The organism is Pseudoalteromonas sp. S1650 (genome assembly GCF_005887195.1).
Taxonomy (GTDB): domain Bacteria; phylum Pseudomonadota; class Gammaproteobacteria; order Enterobacterales; family Alteromonadaceae; genus Pseudoalteromonas; species Pseudoalteromonas simplex.
The window spans coordinates 25,490-44,605 of sequence record NZ_PNDF01000058.1; the positions used below are offsets into that span (position 1 = coordinate 25,490).

General features: G+C 40.2%; 13 protein-coding genes. 8 read left to right on the forward strand and 5 right to left on the reverse strand.

Annotated elements, in window-relative coordinates:
* The first annotated feature begins 44 nt into the window (after window positions 1-44).
* Both CWB80_RS16430 and CWB80_RS16435 read left to right on the forward strand, forming a co-directional pair.
* The gene (locus CWB80_RS16430; protein ID WP_138599235.1) at window positions 45-914 is read left to right on the forward strand and encodes an ABC transporter ATP-binding protein; all 870 of its coding nucleotides are present in this window, start codon (window positions 45-47) and stop codon (window positions 912-914) included.
* Window positions 908-4,060, forward strand: coding sequence for a M1 family aminopeptidase (locus tag CWB80_RS16435; RefSeq protein ID WP_138599236.1), 3,153 nt, complete (start codon window positions 908-910; stop codon window positions 4,058-4,060). Before CWB80_RS16430 ends, CWB80_RS16435 begins: the two co-directional genes overlap by 7 nt.
* A gap of 77 nt (window positions 4,061-4,137) precedes the next feature.
* Here the strand turns inward: CWB80_RS16435 and CWB80_RS16440 are convergent, their stop codons facing one another.
* Window positions 4,138-6,396: a TonB-dependent receptor gene (locus CWB80_RS16440; RefSeq protein ID WP_138599237.1), complete on the reverse strand. Its 2,259-nt coding sequence runs from the start codon at window positions 6,394-6,396 to the stop codon at window positions 4,138-4,140.
* A gap of 256 nt (window positions 6,397-6,652) precedes the next feature.
* On the opposite strand from CWB80_RS16440, the gene CWB80_RS16445 reads away from it, so the two are divergent.
* From CWB80_RS16445 to CWB80_RS16460, 4 genes are all read left to right on the forward strand, one after another.
* Window positions 6,653-7,657, forward strand: a complete 1,005-nt coding sequence (locus tag CWB80_RS16445; protein ID WP_054554018.1) for a LacI family DNA-binding transcriptional regulator — start codon at window positions 6,653-6,655, stop codon at window positions 7,655-7,657.
* Between the two features lie 104 nt (window positions 7,658-7,761).
* Window positions 7,762-9,018 carry an MFS transporter gene (locus CWB80_RS16450; protein ID WP_138599238.1) on the forward strand — a complete coding sequence of 419 codons (1,257 nt, stop codon included), beginning with the start codon at window positions 7,762-7,764 and terminating at the stop codon, window positions 9,016-9,018.
* A 2-nt stretch (window positions 9,019-9,020) separates the two neighbouring features.
* A complete protein-coding gene (locus CWB80_RS16455; protein WP_138599239.1) occupies window positions 9,021-10,529 on the forward strand; it encodes a trehalase family glycosidase in 1,509 nt (502 codons plus the stop codon).
* Between the two features lie 163 nt (window positions 10,530-10,692).
* Complete coding sequence (locus tag CWB80_RS16460) at window positions 10,693-11,391, forward strand: helix-turn-helix transcriptional regulator (RefSeq protein WP_054554015.1); 699 nt, start codon at window positions 10,693-10,695, stop codon at window positions 11,389-11,391.
* A gap of 149 nt (window positions 11,392-11,540) precedes the next feature.
* Here the strand turns inward: CWB80_RS16460 and CWB80_RS16465 are convergent, their stop codons facing one another.
* The 4 genes from CWB80_RS16465 to CWB80_RS16480 are packed head-to-tail and all read right to left on the reverse strand — an operon-like array spanning window position 11,541 to window position 14,672.
* Entirely contained in the window at window positions 11,541-12,314 is a 774-nt protein-coding gene (locus CWB80_RS16465; RefSeq protein ID WP_138599240.1) for a CsgG/HfaB family protein, read from the reverse strand.
* Window positions 12,314-12,727, reverse strand: a complete 414-nt coding sequence (locus tag CWB80_RS16470) for a curli assembly protein CsgF (protein WP_249362616.1) — start codon at window positions 12,725-12,727, stop codon at window positions 12,314-12,316. The genes CWB80_RS16465 and CWB80_RS16470 overlap by 1 nt, the downstream gene beginning before the upstream one ends.
* A 1-nt stretch (window position 12,728) precedes the next feature.
* Window positions 12,729-13,121: a curli production assembly/transport protein CsgE gene (locus CWB80_RS16475; protein WP_138599254.1), complete on the reverse strand. Its 393-nt coding sequence runs from the start codon at window positions 13,119-13,121 to the stop codon at window positions 12,729-12,731.
* A 36-nt stretch (window positions 13,122-13,157) separates the two neighbouring features.
* Window positions 13,158-14,672, reverse strand: coding sequence for an autotransporter outer membrane beta-barrel domain-containing protein (locus CWB80_RS16480; RefSeq protein WP_138599242.1), 1,515 nt, complete (start codon window positions 14,670-14,672; stop codon window positions 13,158-13,160).
* Window positions 14,673-15,228: 556 nt separating this feature from the next.
* On the opposite strand from CWB80_RS16480, the gene CWB80_RS16485 reads away from it, so the two are divergent.
* Both CWB80_RS16485 and CWB80_RS16490 read left to right on the forward strand, forming a co-directional pair.
* A complete protein-coding gene (locus tag CWB80_RS16485) occupies window positions 15,229-17,727 on the forward strand; it encodes a S8 family serine peptidase (RefSeq protein WP_138599243.1) in 2,499 nt (832 codons plus the stop codon).
* A gap of 134 nt (window positions 17,728-17,861) precedes the next feature.
* A complete protein-coding gene (locus CWB80_RS16490) occupies window positions 17,862-19,079 on the forward strand; it encodes a sugar efflux transporter (protein ID WP_249362618.1) in 1,218 nt (405 codons plus the stop codon).
* Window positions 19,080-19,116 lie beyond the last annotated feature (37 nt).

Here is a 19,116-nt window from a genome sequence, read left to right on the forward strand (position 1 = left end):
TGCCATTCCTTAATCTAGATTTGTGCTAATTAAGGAGCCAATAAATGCTAACACTTGAGCATATTTCGAAAACATACCCTGATGGAACTCAAGCACTTAACGATATAACCATTGAGTTACCCAGCGGCATGGTAGGGTTGCTGGGGCCAAATGGCGCTGGCAAGTCTAGTTTGATGAGAACTCTTGCATGCCTGCAAACTATTAATTCTGGCCGTATACAGTTTAGTGGCTTAGATATATTAAAAGACCCTGACAAGTTACGTAAGCAACTTGGTTATCTACCACAACAATTTGGTGTTTACCCACATATGAGATGTAGAGCATTACTTGAACACATCGCCATATTAAAAGGGCTTGAATCTAAAAAGACAAAGCAACAGATTGATGACCTGCTTACTGCATTAAATTTAACTCAGCATGCAAATAAAAGAGTCAGTCACTTTTCTGGGGGAATGAAACAACGCTTTGGTATTGCTCAAGCATTGTTGGGTGATCCTAAATTAATCATTTTAGATGAGCCTACTGCTGGGCTTGACCCGGCAGAGCGAGAGAGTCTCAATAACTTATTAGTTTCAATGAGTAAGAATCGACTGATTTTGCTTTCAACACACATTGTGGAAGACATAGAAAACCAATGTCACTTTGTGGCGATGATTAAAGGTGGTCAACTGATCCAAAGTGGCCATATCGATACCTTAGTAAACCAACTCAAAGGTAAAGTATGGGTATTAAAAACTTTGCCACGCGCACTGCCCAAAGATGCTTTAGTACTGAGCCAAAGTTATCGATATGGTGAGCCCGTCTTTCGAGTTTATGCCGCAGAGCGCCCAACTACAGGGGCTGTTTTGGCGGCAGAATCATTACAAGATAAGTACTTCTTTGAACTAAAATCTCGAAGAGGTGAATTATGCTAATAATCAATGAGTTAAAGTATCTTTTTCGTCAACCAATAGTTTGGGTATGCTTGCTTATTGCGCCAAGTTTTGCATTTTCACTTTCTTCAGGGCTTGCAACAAGTAATGTTGACCCATTACAGCAGTATCAATTGCATTTAGTGTCATTACACATGATGCAATTGGCTTTATTGGTTGGAGCATTATCGCCAGCAATTTTCTTACGTGACCACCTCTTTCATATGGACGAAATTATTGCTGTTGCATCAGTAAGTTCAAAACAAAAAAACTATATTCGAATAGGTGGTTTTGTAAGTCTATTAATGATGGTTTCATTAAGCAGTACGTTGGTTATGAGTTACGTACATTTTCAAAATAATGGATTTAGTTGGCAAATACTTGGTTATACAGTTTTTTATAGTGGTTTTGTTCTACTCATAAACTGTTTTTTACTTATTGCTTTGGCATTTTGGCTTTGTCAAAGGTTTCGAAGCTCAATGATTATCTACGCCGCTTTTGCAAGTGTTTGGATTGCTTATTTGTTCGCTGCGAGTATAACGGGTAATCCAATTTTGGCAGGAAGTAGTGTACTAAACGAAACGTTTTATCAGCTATTTATTTGGTTAGACCCATTTGCTTATACAACGGTAATAGCAAGTTTTAGCGAGTCACAAAATACGCCTTTTTATACTAATCGCTTTATTTGTTTTACTCTAGCAATTGTAATTTTTACTCATGCTGTTGGCTCGCACCCCCAAGTATATGCAAGGACAAAGCAACCCAAACAACAATGTATTGAGTCTGACCTTAGGCCTTACACTCAATTTCAAACGGTAAAGCCTACATTTCGTCAAAGCTCGATTCTATTCGAGCTATATAAAGCTGCAATTTTAAATATATTAAAACAACCTATAACTCTTATTCTGTTACTTTTATGGCTAGGGTTAGTGTTCAATAGTGTTGCATCTTCTTCTCAGTATGCAGAACCAATGAGTGTTATTAAAGCAACTAGCATTGATGCTGTTAATCAATATGCCTTTGATATGTATATATTGCTCGGTTGTTTACTGATGGCTCTATGGAGTTGGCAACTTAGTTGTCATGCTAGGCACTATAAAATAGCAGAGATAATTGCGGCAGCGCCTATTAAGACTGCTTCTATTTTGCATAGCCAATTATTGGCAATAGTGAGTTTGGTGTTTGTTTTTTCGTTAATAGGTTTTGTTGGTGCATCGTTAGCTGAACTTTTTATTGGCAGTGACTTTGACGCTTATCACCCTATTTATACCTTAGCTTTAATGGGACTGCCGCTAGCTATCATTGCTTCGATATTTGTATGTATTTTTAATTTATTGCGCTCAGAGCTTGTTGCTTCTTTAGTGGTGTTTGCCATTTTGTTACTTAAATTTACCCCAGTAATGACTTATTTGGGGCTAACACACACGTTTTGGAGTGTAGCTTGGACACCATTGCAGCCGGCTAATGAATTTTGGGGATATCGAGCAAGTTTAAGTAGTTACTGGCCTTATGTCCGCGCGTGGCTAGTATTATTACTTAGTGTTGTGCTTGTTAGTCAGGCTTTTAATCACCGCGGGACAGGAATGGGCAGTAGGGCACTTAAAAATAAAGATGCTTGGCTGTTAATACCTGCAGTTTTGGCTATCAATTTATTTTGGCAGCTACATACTAATTTAATTTCAGAAAAGCCATTAAGTAACTCTTATAAACGAGAAACATTTAAAGCAAATTATGAAAAAATGTTTGCTGATTGGAAACATAAAGCTCAGCCAAAAGTGAGTCATATCGATGCAGAAATAGATTTCTATCCTTATAAGCAGTCAGCCCAATTTAACTTAACCTACTCATTTACTAACCCTCACAAAAAACCAATAAAACAGGTATTGATAGGTCGTGCAGGCTTCTATCAATGGGCAGATATTAAAATAGAAGGAGCTGAGGAAGTCGCATTTTATCCATCAATGAACCAAGCTATTTACGAGTTTAAATCCGCACTTCAGCCATTCGAAACAAGGCAACTAAAAACGCAATTTGTAGTAAAGCAAGCCAATTTATGGCCTACACAAGGGCATCAAATCATAACGCCTGAATTTAGTTATATTCGTTCAGTTCCGCTATTACCGACGCTTGGGTATCAAAGAAACTATGAATTAGATGACGAGCAGTTAAGGTTAGATTATGGGCTTCCACTCTATGTTAAAACACCGCCTTCAAAGCTTTTTAATGCAACATACCAAGTACCATATAACTATGAACGCATCACCATGAAAAGCAAAGTTACCACCGCCCTAGGTTATCAGGTCGTTTCACAGGGGAAGAAAATAGCGCATATTGTTGAAGGGCAAAGAGCCGTTTTTAAATTTCAGACGACAGTGCCAATTAACAACTTACCTGCTTGGTTGTCATTTCCATTTGCAGCAACTGAGTTAATTTATGAGGGTGTGAAGTTACAGGTTTTTACTAAATCAAGTGCAACAGAAGCTAATAAAGATGCCGTAAAAGTTAACTTACAAGCTATGAGTGACACGCTTTTTTGGTTTAATAATAATCTTAATGCGTACAAAGGTTCAAAGCTCAGTTTGATCGACGCAACAGGATTTGGTGGGACAGGGTATGCATTACCTGAAATCATGTTGATTGATAATAAGGTCGGTTTTAGAGCTAAACCAAGTGAAGGCGCAGGTTTTGATCAACGCTACCGCCGTGCAGTACATGAAACGGCTCATCAATGGTTTGGTCATGATATTGGCAATAGTGTTCCTGAAGATAGCGCTTTTTTGATTGAATCATTAGCTAAATATATAGAGCTTGTGGTGATTGAAAAACGATACGGAAAAAAGGCTGTCGATGCATTAGTCAAATATGAAACTCAGCGATATCAACAAGCTTCTCGGCTAGATATTTCGACAAAGCAAGCGTTGGTAGACTCATCAAAAAGTTACGATCAGTATTCCAAAGCTACTCTTGTATTTGCAAAACTTAGAAATGAAATTGGCGATGCTGTGATTGTGGCTGCTTTAAAATCAGTATGGCAAAAATATGCATTTCCTAACCGACCAGCAACGTCAATGGATTTTATTAGAGCGTTGCAAGAACAACTTAATGAACAAGAGAAAGACTTAATTAATAAGCTTTTTTTGGAAGTATAAATACAAAAAAGCCACAGGTTGTAAAACACTGTGGCTTGGGTATTGATTGACTTACAACCAAGGGATTTTAGGAGAGTTTAAAACTCATAACTTACGCTTAAACGCGTGGTGCGAGGCATAATATAACGGCCATTTGGTGCATCAGCATTACGAGGATCACCTTCGGTAATGCCTTGTTCATCAGTTAAGTTATCAATAGCTAACTGTATTTTAATACCTTCCATAGGCTCAACAATTAAACCTAGGTCAACTTTTTCATAGCCTTCTAATGTAACAGTATTTTCGTTGTCGCCCCAACGATCATCAACTGCTGAAATTGTGCCGTATAGAGTTGCATACATGCCGCTGACTTCAAAGTCATAGCTCGGTGTAACACGTACTTGCCATTTTGGCTGACGTTGGCTTTCGTTGCCTTCGTTGGTCGGGCTTTCTGTGATCTCAGTTTCTTGCAGTGTTGAGTTTAAGTTAACTGAGAAACCAGATTCGTGGTTATAGTTATAATCAAGCTCAATACCGTATGCTTCATTTGTTAAAATTTCAGCAGGGGCGCCTGGACGACGAACAAAAGTGTCACCTTTTACTTCATTCGTGAATAAAGTGGCATAAAAATCAGTACTATCGGTCAAAAGCTTGTAACCGAATTCAGCCTGTGTCACTTCTTTGATTAACTTTTCGCCGCCTTGGTAAGCGCCGTAGTTATCACGAAAATCATCGAAATAAGGCATTTTATAACCACGGTTAACACGTGCAAATACACCCATATCATCATTAATTGAGTAGTTAATACCTGTTGTCCATGATGTTTTGCTTTCATCGTACTGGATAGATTTAGTAATAACACCATCTAGGCCTTCATCTACAGTGTATTCTACTTCGTGATTTTCAAAACGAATACCTGCATCAAGTGTGAATGCATCATTGATTTTATACTGAGCTGTTGAGTAAAACGCATTGGTGCGTGCATCACCTGTCGAGTTAATATCGTAGTTCCATGCACAACCTTCAGTACTTGCATTACACTCAATGTCATTTAACATCTCACCGCCTGCTTCAAGTACATGATAAGCAGCGTTTCCTAAGCTCCACCAGTCGTTTGCAGATGTGCTTGCTGTGTAATAACCGAATGCGGCAGACAGGTCACCAAAGTCTTTAGAAAAGGCAAGATCATTAGTGAATGAACTAATTTCTTTTAATACAACCCAACGGCCAAGTTGTTGTACTGGTGTATCTGCATCATAAACAGTGCCTGTTGCTGCACCTGCTGCGGTTTCACCATTAGTTGCTACTTCACCCAATGTTGTTGCAGAGCCTGCTGGAACAAGGCCGTAGGTATTTGCATCACCTTTAGTAAAGTTAAAGCGATCTACAAACTGCCAGCCATTATCAAATTCAAGCTTGATGCTACCGCCAGACACATGACCTTTCCAACCGCGCCCTTCACCTAAGTCAATTTGATGTTCATCATTGTTAGGGCCAGTATATATAGTTGCTTGACGATTTAGAGTGCCAAGTTGTGTGTAGCCAGCATCAATACCTTCAACATTTAAAGGCGTAGGTAAGTACCACGCACCGTGATCATCGGTATGACGGCTGTATAAGTTGATGGTGCCATTGTCTAGCACCTTTGTAAGGTTAATCGTAAATTGATTGCCTTTTTCTGAGGTAAAACCTGCGTCACGAATACCAGGTGAACTCTTAACGTAACCACCTACCATGTAGTAAAAATCTTCAGAAATTTCACCACTTACCATCGCATCAATACGTTGTAGGTCATAATCAGATGTTGTGTACTTAAAAATAGCTTCGGTATCTTCGCTACCGCGCTTTAAGCGGAAGTTTGTTGTTAAACCGGGCTGACCGTTTGAAACAACTGGGTTAGGGCCACCGCGAAGTGCTTCCATTGTCTCAATTGTTTCATCAAGACGGAAAATAGAAGAGTTTTCTAAAAATGAGAGCGTCGGAGCAGGGTAGATAGGAGAGCCATCAATGCTAATTGTTAAAAATGGTGCATCACCACCACCCGGAAAGCCACGTACAAATACGTTCGCGCCTGATTCACCACCAGAGCTTTCTACCCAAACACCAGGTACAGCTTTAAACAAGTCCGCGGTGCTTTTAGGTGAAAGTTTAACAATTTGGTCAGCATCAATATTCGTCACGGCATAACCGGCGTCAATTTTGCGAACACCTACACCACCTGGTGTACCAGATACAATAATGCGTTCTACTTTTTCTTCTGCTGCCTGTTGTGTCTGCTCTTCAGCAAAAGCAGTTTGGCCTGACATTGCTAAAAGAATTGCGGATGCAATTGCAGTTCGTGTGTGTTTTGTTGCCATAGTTTTTTCCCACTAATCTGTTGTTAAGTACACTGCATAACAAGATTTTAAAAAATTGTTAATGCTTTGCCTATTTAAACCATAGAAGTTTATGCAAACGTTTGCAAACAATTTTGTAACTGTTTTTCACAATTTTCTTGGTTTCTTCCAGTTAACTTGGTTTTGTTATTGATTTTTAATAAAAAATTTTAAGCAGTTGTTTGTTTAAAAAAATGCTATATTGTTATCCCAGTTTAAGGATTACTGTGTTACTGCCATGAACGATAAAAAATTAAAATTAGTTGATCTTGCTAAATTAGCAGGTGTATCTACCTCGACAGTGTCAAGAGCACTTAATGATAACCCTTTGATTAAACTAGAAACTAGGCAGAAGCTTCAGCGTTTAGCGAAGAAACACAACTTTAGTCTGAATACTGCTGCAAGCCGTCTTCGAACGCAAAAAACCAATGTGATTGCTGTGATGATCAATCTTGATGGTGACACAGAACAATCAATTAATGACCCTTTTTTACTGAAACTTGTTGGCGAAATTAACCTTGCACTGAATAAGCATGGCCTCGAACTGTTACTTTCTAACTCATTTATGGCAAGTGATGATTGGGTCAATTATTTCATCAACAGCCGTCGGGCTGATGGTTTGATTGTTGTCGGACAAGGTAAAAGCCAGGCGAATATTGAGGCAGCTGCAAATGCGGGTGTTCCATTGGTTGTTTGGGGAGATCCAAAAACAGAGAGTAATTACCCTATAGTTGGTAGTGATAATTACTTGGGAGGTCGTTTAGCCACTGAACGCTTACTTGAGCACGGTGCAAAAAATGTGTTGTTTTTGGGCGATCCTGCTCACGCAGAAATTGGTGAACGCTACAGAGGCTACTTAGATGCAGTTTCAAAGGCAAAAGCCACACCAAATGTACTGTCTATCGATATCACGAGTAAAGCTGCCTATCAGGGTATAAATCAGTTACTGGTAGATAAGGGGCTTTGTTTCGATGGGATTATGGCATGTAGTGATATGGTCGCTCTTGGCGCTATGAAGGCCCTTAAAGAACGCTACATCAGTATACCAAATGATGTTGGTCTTATCGGATTTGATGACATTTCTATGGCTGATATTAGTCATCCATCACTTTCAACTATTAAGCAAAATACCCAGCGCGCCTCTATTATTTTGGTTGAAAAACTACTTGCACAACTCGCAGGCCAAAAAGTTAACTCCCAAGTTGTTGAAATTGAAATGATAAATCGACAATCTAGCAAATAGAGCTCGGTTTTTTGTGAATAAATTGTGTATTTTGTTATTGCAAACGTTTGCAAAAGAAATTCCACTCAACTAGACTGAGTAAAAATTACTTTCGGTATAGTTAAATGGCTTCATTAAGAATTACCATAGCGTTAGCAAGCAGCTATTTTGTATTTGCAATTATGCTCAATAGTGTAGGCACTGTTATTTTACAAGCAATTAATAGCCTGGATGTTAGCAAGACGGATGCCTCTGTTTTAGAGGGATTTAAGGATTTGAGCATTGCCATTATGTCTTTTTTAGTCGCTTCATTCATTCCAAGAATAGGCTACAAAATCGCGATGCTCTGTGCATTATTGTTAGTGTCGGCTCTTTGTTTATTGGTGCCAAGCATTGCTGAATTTTGGGTGCTAAAAGCATTATTTGCTGCAATTGGTTGTAGCTTCGCTGTAGTGAAAATCTCTGTTTACTCAATTATTGGTCAACTTTCTGATAACGCGAACAAACATTCGTCTTTGCTAAACACTATTGAAGGAGTGTTTATGCTTGGGGTGTTATCGGGTTACTGGATCTTTGCATTATTCATCGATGCTAATAACCCCCAAAGTAACGAATGGTTGAATGTATATTACATGCTAGCAGCGATCGTCTTAGTGACTACCTTTACTGTTTTAACAGCGCCAATTAAATCTCCTGAGTTACATAACCAGAAACAGTCACAAGTAGACGCTTTCTTAGATATGCTGAAATTAACTTACCAACCCTTAGTGCTTATTTTTGTAGTTAGTGCTTTTTTATACGTTTTAATTGAACAAGGAGTGGGTACCTGGCTGCCTACCTTTAACAATCAAGTTTTAAAACTCCCCGTTGATGTCAGTATTCAGCTCGCTAGTTTATTTGCTGCAGCGTTAGCGCTTGGCCGTTTGGTTGCTGGGCAAGTACTTAGGTTTATTAGTTGGTTCAAGATGTTATTGACTTGCCTGATTACAATGGGGCTGTTGATTTTACTTGTTTTACCTCTTACTCATGATGTTAATGGCAGCCAAGTAAAAAATATTTTTGATGTGCCTTTTGCGGCATATATGTTGCCTCTAGTCGGTTTTTTTATGGCACCTATTTACCCTTTACTCAACTCAGTCATGCTGAGTTCTTTAGAAAAGCATAAACATGCTGCGATGACTGGCTTAATCGTTGTTTTCTCGGCTTTAGGGGGCACCACGGGTTCAATAATTACGGGCTTTGTGTTCGATAAGTTTAGTGGCCAGCACGCCTTTTATTTAACTTTGCTGCCAATAGTCCTGTTGTTAGTAAGTGTTTCGGCGTTTAAAAAAGCGACGCTTGTTTTAGAAAATGGTCTGACACGTCAGGCAATTAAGGAATGATTATGAACTTTGTTAATAGCCAGCTATTTAAAGATGTGCAAATGGCAGAAATTTTTGCTGATTCTAAAACATTTGCAGATGCAGTCCCCAATTTATCTTGGCAGAGTGCGAGTGAGTTATACCAATTAGTAGGTCCTCTGCAAGGTGAAAAGCTTCGTGAGTTTGTTATGTCGCACTTTTCATTCGCCAACCAAGCTATACCAATGGCGAAACTCAATACGACATCGGTAAACCAGTATATACTCGATCTATGGCCGCACCTGCATCGCAGTGCCGATAGTGATTTATCAAGCTCTTTGATGCCTCTACAGTTTGACTACATTGTTCCTGGTGGACGTTTTCAAGAAATTTACTACTGGGATAGTTACTTTACAGCATTAGGCCTTGAGGACATAGGCGACCTGGCAACCATTGAAGCCATGGTTAATAATTTTATTGACTTGCAAAAACGCAATGGCTGCATTCCAAATGGAAATAGAGTTTATTACAGCTCTCGGTCTCAGCCGCCCGTTTTAGCTTTGATGGTTACGCTATTATGGGAGGCTAAATATGAGCAACGCAAAGACTTTTCTTGGCTAGAAAATGCGATAGCGGCATTAGAAGCTGAATATCAGTTTTGGATGAAAGGGTGTGAAGAGTTAGTTGACGATAAACAAGCTACTAAGCGTGTCGTTAAAATGTCTGATGGGGCTATTTTAAATCGATATTGGGATAGCGCCCGCTCGCCACGACCAGAGTCGTTGAAAGAAGATTTGCATGATGCGCAAAATCTTTCAGCTGATCAGCAGTTGAGTTACTTTCAAAATATTCGTGCTGCCTGTGAATCAGGGTGGGATTTCAGCAGTCGCTGGCTCAGTGAGCCAAGTGATTTGAAGAGTATTGAAACAACAAATATAGTACCCATTGATTTAAATTGTTTAGTTTATAACCTCGAAAAGACCTTAGAAAGGTTTTACAGCTTAATTAACAAAGAGCATAAAAGTCGAGCAATTGCTGAATTGGCATTATTTAGACTAGAAGCAATTAATCAATATTGTTGGGACAATGATAAAGGCGTTTATAGAGACTTTAATATTCGTTTAAATAAGCAAAGTCCCATTGATTCAATGGCAATGGCTGTACCTTTATTTGTCGGTGCTGCATCTGAGCAGCAAGCTCAGCAAGTAAAAACGAAACTAATGAGTGACTTTTTAAAACCTGGAGGGTTAGTTACAACATTATCTAATACTCCTCAGCAGTGGGATAGCCCTAATGGCTGGGCACCTCTGCAATGGTTTGCTGTTAAGGGTTTGCTTGACTATGGCTTTATCAGCGAAGCCGAAGCTGTCATGAAAAATTGGTTGAGTATGATCGAAATGCGTTTTGCTGAGGATAAGTGTCTTCTTGAAAAATACAATGTATGTGAATTGGTAAGTCGTGCTGGTGGCGGTGAATACACAGTACAACAAGGGTTTGGTTGGACGAACGGCGTAACATCACGTTTTTATAAACTACTCAATGACTCACTGTAAAAGGGGAGATGTGAGTATGTTTATTTACAGTTTGTTAACTCGCGCGTCTGGCCATCCAAATGGATTGGTGATGTTGTAAATTACTAAAATAAAGGATTATAAATGGTTGAATCATGTATCCAAATTGGGTATTGTGAATAAAATGTTTCAAGGAAGAAATGAGATGATTCAACCAACTTCTGTTTTTCTAAAAGCACAACCAAAACTGCAAAACCGTAGTCAAAGCTATCAATATTTAATTAAGATGCTTGATGCATTCTTTGTCCGCGTCAAAGTAGATACAAGCTTACCCCAAGATGCGATGCGCGACGAATTTGATCTTTATCTGATAGATAGCACTAACACCGATTGGAAAGACCTATTACCAGCAGAATTAGTACAACTTGCTAAGCAAAACTCAGTGGTTATTTTTAATGCAGATGCTGACGCCATCTGTGAAAAGAACCTACTTTTAAATGGCATTAAAGGCGTGTTTTTTGCCGAGCAATCACCTGAAGATATTTTTTCAGGGCTTGTGAGAGTGATCAATGGTGAGTTATTTTTTAGTCGTAAAAGTATTTCTACAACCTTTAATCACATGCTTTATGCTATGTCTCGTAGTCAATTTAGTGCCAGTAATGATTCGGTAAATAACGATATTGATCTCAGCTTACTAACTAAACGCGAGAAATCAGTGATTCATCTACTTGCACAAGGCGCGAGTAATCGAGATATCGCAGAGCGTTTAAACATCAGCGATCATACGGTTAAAACCCATCTTTACAGCGCATTTAAGAAAACATCATCACGTAATCGCGTAGAACTAGCTAACTGGGCACAAAGCTACATGGCAGTGAGTTTGTCTTTACAAAATACACAGTGATTATAATCCAAAGGTGTAAGTATTGCGTTTAAAGGAGAGTGATTTTACCCAGTGCTTAGCTCTAGCATGGTTAGTAGTAGTTCTTGGTGACGAAAGTCGGCAGTTCATTTTAAGTGTGTGACGCTGTGATGTTCAGCGCCACAATTCAATTAGACCGCTTTTGCAGCCCAAATACCTTTGTTAATACCTTTTAGTACAAGATCACTTAATGCTTTTTCTATTGCTTGAGTTACGCAGATGCTCATAGGCTCGTTGTCGGTAAAACCGGCTTCTGCTTCAGCTAAACGCTTGTAACTGACATAGCGAAAGAACCCTGCGCGCATTTCTTGACTGAGCACTTTTTTGCTTGTCGCAACGGATATCAAAACTTGGCCTGTGCGAACATCGACAGCGCGTAAATAAATTGAGATTGCATCCTCACGGTATAACTCTGATGCGCCAATCCCGAAGTATTCCATCCCAATACCGCCCGTTTTAATATTAGTATCGTAGCTGATGATACCGCCTTCTAAGATTATTTTTGCAGTCGTAAGCGGTGGCAGTTCAGGCAGTTTGTCGTTTTCGGCTTGCGCGGCACGAATAATTTTACGCTCAGTCAAAATATTTTGTAGACCTTCACGTTCTACCGGAATAAACCAATCTGATTCATGTAATGCTTGCACTAAAATAGAGTTTGCGCCTTGGGTCACTGCGGTAGAAAACGAACTGACATTAGCTTGAGGTTTGTATTGCCCAGTTTGGTCGCGAAATGAATACACAGAAACAGGAATGCTGCCCACTGGTTGTGGAAGTGCTTGCAATGCCTTAAAGGTTTCTGTTGGCTCTAGTGTACTTGCGAGTTGCTTTGTCGGTGGAATTAAATTGCCCATTGATGAACAACCCGACAAAATTACGATTAGTGTGGTTAAGATTAAACTTCTCATTATCCAAACCTCGGTACTTCAATAACTGTAATTGTTCCATCAGAAGTATTTGTTATTCTTACAGTAATAGAATCGCTAGTACTGGTAATGATCTGAATTTCATAATCACCTGTCATGAAGATAGAGTCACCGTTAAAAATACTGTCGTCGATTTCATCACCAAACGCCATATCGGTGATCTCACGAACCATGCGATTTAAATAGGTACGCTCTAATGAGTCTTGAAATTTTTCACCATAAGTTTGTTCGATTGTTGGCGCTTTATGTTTATTCTGGGATTGCGCTTTATTAAGCAACATGCTGCCATTGAGTGGACTGCCACCAAAACTTGGATTTATAGGGGTATAAACGAGTTCAGTTGACCAACTGTAGAGGGGGCAGAGTATTATTATTAGTGTTGTTAAGTATTTCATTTTACCATCCATTTTTTGCCATATCAGGTGATGATTGCTGCATTTTGTTACGCGCCATTGCATCCATTACGCTATACATGGCTTGTTTAACACGCTCATCTAATGGCTCTAAACGACGCCCTAGGTAGGTAACGTACACAATTTGGTTGTTCATTCTTAAAACAAGGCGAGTACCCGCTCGAGGTAATACCGTTTCTTTTATTTCGATATTAAAGCCAGCTGTTGAAGGTAAGTCACGCCAAAGATTGGCAAACTCAAAATAAAATTGATGGCCAAATCGGCTAATGCTTCTATCGAGTACTAAACCATCAATTTCGAGATCTTCGCCATAACTAGCAGCACTATGAGCTGCAAGCAAGATACAACATATGCGGAGAAAGTTATTTAATTTCATAGCGAAATGAGGGAGCAAGGCTCCCCCTAAATATGATTATTCTTGGGTTACAGTCGCGATATTGCCATCACCTAGCTGAGTGATAACGACCGTGCTGTTAGAGCCAATCATTGAGCCTTCTACAAGGTTAGCATTACCTTCTTGGACAACGACCAGTGAATTACCTTCACCACCTAACAAGAATGCGCCTTCACCAATGCCTGCAACAAAGTTTTCAGAACCAGTTTGGCTAATATCAACTGAATTGCTACTTCCTTCCATGATAAGGTCAATCGCATTCAGTTCACCAACTTGTGTGAAAGCAACCTGGTTATTGTTGCTATCAAGCACACTTGCAAACGTTAGTGCGGCTTCATTTAGATTACCTTCTTGGTTAATCGCAATATCATTATCATTTGAAGATAGCGATGTATCTGGATAAGAAGACTGAACCAGTACCGTGTTTTCATCACCTGCTTGTGCAATATCAACGTTATTATCGTTGCCATTGAAGTTAGCAATATGTGCACTGTTTGCATCACCAATTTGGTTTGCAACAAATTCATTATCATTGCCAATTGCACCAAGGTATACATCATTGCCGTTACCATTTTGGAATGCCGTTAGCTCGTTATCATTGCCAATTGCATCTAAGCCAGCAGTATTCCCATCTTGCTTTTGATTAACAAGTAACGTATTGCCGTCACCAATTAATACCGCTGATTCAAAGCTATTGCTGTTGCCTTCTTGGTCTGATTTAACTTCGTTATCATTACCTGTAACTTCAGCAATTAACGCAGTGTTTGAGTCGCCATCTTGCTCAAGTTCAACTTCGTTGTAATCACCACGAACAGAAGTTAATGTTGCACTGTTAAACGCACCGGTCTGGTCAATTGTAATGTCGTTGCCATTACCGACAATTTCATCTGACGTAAAGGCGTTGAATAAGCCTTCTTGAGCTACTTCAATCGTGTTGTCATCACCAATGACAGTATTAAATGTAGCTTCATTTAATAAACCAACTTGCTCAGAGCTTACTGTGTTGCTATTACCTTCTAAATCGAAGTTGTAGAACCAGTGGCCCCCATCACCTTGGGTTACAGTAATTGTATTTTCATCACCTGTAACTGTGTTAATAGCTTCATTATTAATACCAAAGAAGCCAGCACCTTGTTGTTCAACACGAATAGCGTTGTCGTTACCTACTGTTTCAGACAGTGCGCCATTCATTGTGCCATTCTGAGTATGAGCAACATCATTGAAATCACCTGTATTATAAATAAGTGATAAGTTAGATGTTTGTGCTTGGTTAACTTGAACCATATTGCCGTCACCAATACTGACGGTTTCTGCACGTTGTCCAGTGCCTTGCTGGGTAATAACTGCTTCATTACCCACACCTGTTACAGATACTTGATCTAGAATAATTGAGTTGCTAACACCTAAAGTTGTTACCTGAGTAGCAAGCTCAGAGCTAGACTGCGCTTTGTCATCAGTATTTGCGTTAGCAGCAAAGCTTGAACCGAGTGCAAAGGTGATTGCACAGGTAAGAAGAGACTTTCTTAACTTCATGATTATTTCCTTTAAATTATTATTAATCAAAGCCCTAAAATATTATTTTTGCTTTTAGGGCCATGTACCGGCATGCCTTGCCGGATTAAATTGCGTGATATTCAAGTGTTCGCTAACAATCAGAAGTGAATGAAGCAAAATTGTTAAATGCACTGAAAAGATAAAGCAATTAACAGAAAATCACTTTAGACAGATATGGAATAATATAAAATCAGCAGTTTTTGTGGTTTTAATTAATTCTTTATTTTCATAATCTTATAATTATCTAATCAGGTTTTGATATGAGGAATTATTACAAAGCAGTAAAAAAGTTTGATAAATAACCTCGGGTAATTGACGCTCCATTTGTCACGAAAAAGGCTGATTTTTATCTGGATTTAGAATCTAAATTGGTAAAAAAGCATGGATTTGCTGCCTGTTTAATTTTTTTCCTTGCCTGTTATCTGCAATTCGCCATTTATGGGGTATGCCGCGTGATAATCATTTTCAGAAGTAATGAGCTTTGGTGGTCGAATCATGTTGATTCGGTCAGTATTACTAATTATGGATAGTAAATATGAAAACTAAATTATCTGTATTAAGCCTCGCCTTATTACCTTGTATAGGTGCTGCGCAAATCAGCACACCAGCAAAAACAACTCTCGTCGGTGCAAGTGAAGATTCTGTACTCGTTATGTATAAAAAGGGCACTTCTGCAGCAATGCGTGCTCATGCTCGTAGCTTAGTCAGAGCCACAATCAGCGATATGAATAAAGATGGTGTTGATGATAATTACTCAGCGATTTTATCTGGCCGTTTAGCTAAGTTTAAAATTGCAGGAATGAGTACAAAAGAAGCTATCAAGCGTCTACAAACTCATGCCGCCATAGAATATGTAGAACCAGATTATCGAGTCTCAATTGCAAGTGCGCCTAATGATCCAGATTTTTCATCATTGTGGGGGTTACACAATGAAGGTCAGACAGGTGGTGTAGATGATGCTGACATCGATGCGCTTGAAGCATGGTCTATCTCAACAGGTAGTCGCGATGTTGTTGTTGGTGTGATTGACACGGGTGTTGATTACAGCCATGAAGACTTAGCTGATAATGCATGGATCAACCCAGGCGAAATTCCAGGAGATGGCATCGATAACGACGGTAATGGTTATGTTGATGACGTTCACGGTATTAATGCTATCACTGACTCTGGTGATCCAATGGATGACCAAGGCCATGGTACTCACGTATCGGGTACAATTGGCGCGTCAGGTAATAACAGCACGGGTATTGTAGGTGTTAACCACGAAGTATCGATTGTAGGTTGTAAATTTTTAAGTGCAGATGGTACCGGTTCCACTTCTGACGCTATTAAATGTATCGATTACATGGTTGATCTTAAGAATCAAGGCGTAAATTTACGTGTTCTAAATAACAGTTGGGGCGGTGGTGGCTTTAGCCAAGCTCTAGCGGATGCTATCACAGCGAGTGAACAAGCTGATATCTTATTCGTTGCTGCTGCGGGTAACGATGCGGTTGATAATGACCAAAACCCTCACTATCCGTCAAACTACGAGCACGACAGCGTATTATCTGTTGCCAGCACTGATAGCAGAGATAACATGTCTAGCTTTTCACAATGGGGTTTAACCAGTGTTGATTTAGGTGCACCGGGTAGTGCTATTTTATCAACGGTACCGGGCAATGGTTATGCTAGTTATTCGGGTACTTCAATGGCAACACCACATGTTGCGGGTGCCGCAGCATTAGTGCTATCGATTAATCCTGATTTAACAGCGCTTGAACTCAAAGAGTTGCTAATGAATAGCGGTGACCAGAATGAAGCACTACAAGGTAAAACAGTGTCTGGCAATCGTTTAAATGTGAATCAGGCACTAGAACAAGCTGATCCGACTCCAAGCTTCAAAATCTCGGTTTCGCCAAGTTCACAGCAGATTACTGCTGGTGAAACGGCAACTTATACCTTTGAAATTGGCTCAATCGCCCAGTGGGAAGGTGTTGTTAGCCTAGCACTTCAAGCTGACTTAGCGGGCGCAACGCTATCGCAAACTGAGGCGGTACCGGGTGATGTAGTTACTTTAACTGTACCAACAGAAGAGGCAACAGCGTGGGGTAGCTATAGTTTTGTTGTTGATGCAACATCGGGCGAGCTAGCTAAACAAAGCAGTGCGTCATTGTTTGTTAACCCTGTTGGCTTAAATGACTTTACTTACTCAAATGAAACACCTGCGTCTATTCCAGATAACAATGACACGGGTGTTGATTCAATCATTACAGTTGCAGATGAACTGACGGTTTTCTCAACGGATGCAAGTATCGACATTTCTCATACTTATATTGGTGATTTAGTTGTTACCTTAACCTCTCCGCAAGGTACAACAGCTACACTACACAGCCAATCAGGTGGTGGTGCCGACGACCTAGTACAAAGCTATTCGCTAGCAAACTTTAATGGTGAAGTTGCGACAGGTGATTGGGTACTTAATGTGAAAGACGTACTGTCAGCTGATACGGGTACTTTAAACAGCTGGTCACTGACGTTTAGCGCTATTGGTGAAGTAAGCCCGCAGCCACCACAAGCTGGCTTTGCATTTGAAACATCAGGCTTAAATGTCACTTTCACTAACACCAGCACTGATAGTAACGATGATATTGTTGCTTGGGCGTGGGACTTTGGTGACGGTGCTTCTTCAACAGATGCTGACCCTATGCATAGTTACGCACAAGCGGGTAGCTATGAAGTAACGCTAACTGCGACCGATAGCGAAGGTCAAACAGATACGTTTACACAAACGGTTGTGGTATCTGATGTCGAAATTGAGCTATCTGTTAAACGTGCAAGTAAAACACGATTAGGTACGATGCGTGTTGATTTAGGTTGGCAAACAGTGGCCGATCAAGTAAGCATTTATCGTAACGGTGAACTACTTGAAACAGTCGCTGATCGTGGGTTCTACCGCGATGTACAGCGTAAGGCTGAGTTGCCAAGCTATGAGTATCAAGTCTGTGTAACTGAAACGACTTGTTCTAACCCAGTAACAGTGTCCTTCGACTAACATTGTTCCACACGACAAAGCCCAGTTTCCCCGCTGGGCTTTTTTATTTGTATTACAAAATGAGTTTTCTACTACAACAATGTATAATATGCGCCCTTTAAATGTTGACTTGTCGTATTGATGTGGGGTTGTGAGTGAAAGCATTGCTGAAACAGCATGGTGTAATTTTTATTCTTCTAAGTATGCTAACCGGGTTAATGGGGGCATTCGTTAACCCATTGATGAGCTTATTTATTGTAGAAGGGTTGCGAGCACCCCCTATGTACTTAGGTGTTTATGTGGTGGCGGTCACCATTATGGGGTTAGTTATCAGTCAGTGGCTAGGTAGCATGGCTGATAAAGGCACCAGTGCGCGAAAGTTATTTATGGTGGCTGTATCGGGTATGGTGTGTGCGTTAGTGGCCTTTGCGAATGCTACTGCATTTTGGCAAGTCTTGCTCGCAGGTGTGTTGTTTCTTGCAATGGGTAATGCGGCAATTCCGCAAATGATGACCGTGGCAAGACAATGGGCTGGGCGTCAACAGAACATCGACATCACCAGTTTTAATTCCCGTTTACGTGCTGCTATTTCCTTTGCGTGGGTGGGCGGTCCGCCACTTGGTTATTTGTTAGCCGCTGGAGGCGAGTTTAGCCGCTCGTTTTACTTTGCTGCGTTGTGTGCCTTGGTTGCTCTTATTTTTGCATTTAAGTTTATTCCTGACTACAGCGCTAAGAAATCACAAAACGGCAGAGAGCCAGCAGCGGCAGCGAGTTTATCATTTTGGCTGTTGGGCTTAGCTATTATGCTTGGTTCAACGGGCAATATTATGTATTCATCGGCACTGCCGCTTTATAGCATTACTGAACTAGGATTCGCTGAACATACGCCTGGGCTGTTTATGGGTGTAGTGGCGCTGTTAGAAATTCCTATCATGCTGTATGGGGCAAAGCTTGCTAAAAAATACAGTAAAGTCGCGATGCTTGCGGTGGCATTTTGTTGTGCCATTGTATTTTATTTAGGAGTGTTTTTTGCCACTCAAGTATGGCATTTGATCGCGTTGCAAGTATTGAATGGGCTGTTTTACGGTATTTTTGCGGGCATTGGCTTAACCGTATTACAAGATCAGCTCCCCGAACGAATAGGGTTTACCTCAGCGTTTTACACGAACGCCATTAAACTGGGTGTTATGTGCGGGGCAGGGGCAACTGGGGTTGTTGCACAGTTTTATAGTTTTAGGTTTGCAACACTTGGCTCAATGCTAGCAGCAAGTTTGGCCCTTGGGTGCTTAATACTATTTAGTTATGTAAAACGAAATGAGCAGCAACCTAGTCAAATACAGCACCCTTTTGTTACTGTTGGTAAGAACACATAAACGCAAAAAGCCCAGTAAACACTGGGCTAAAACGAGG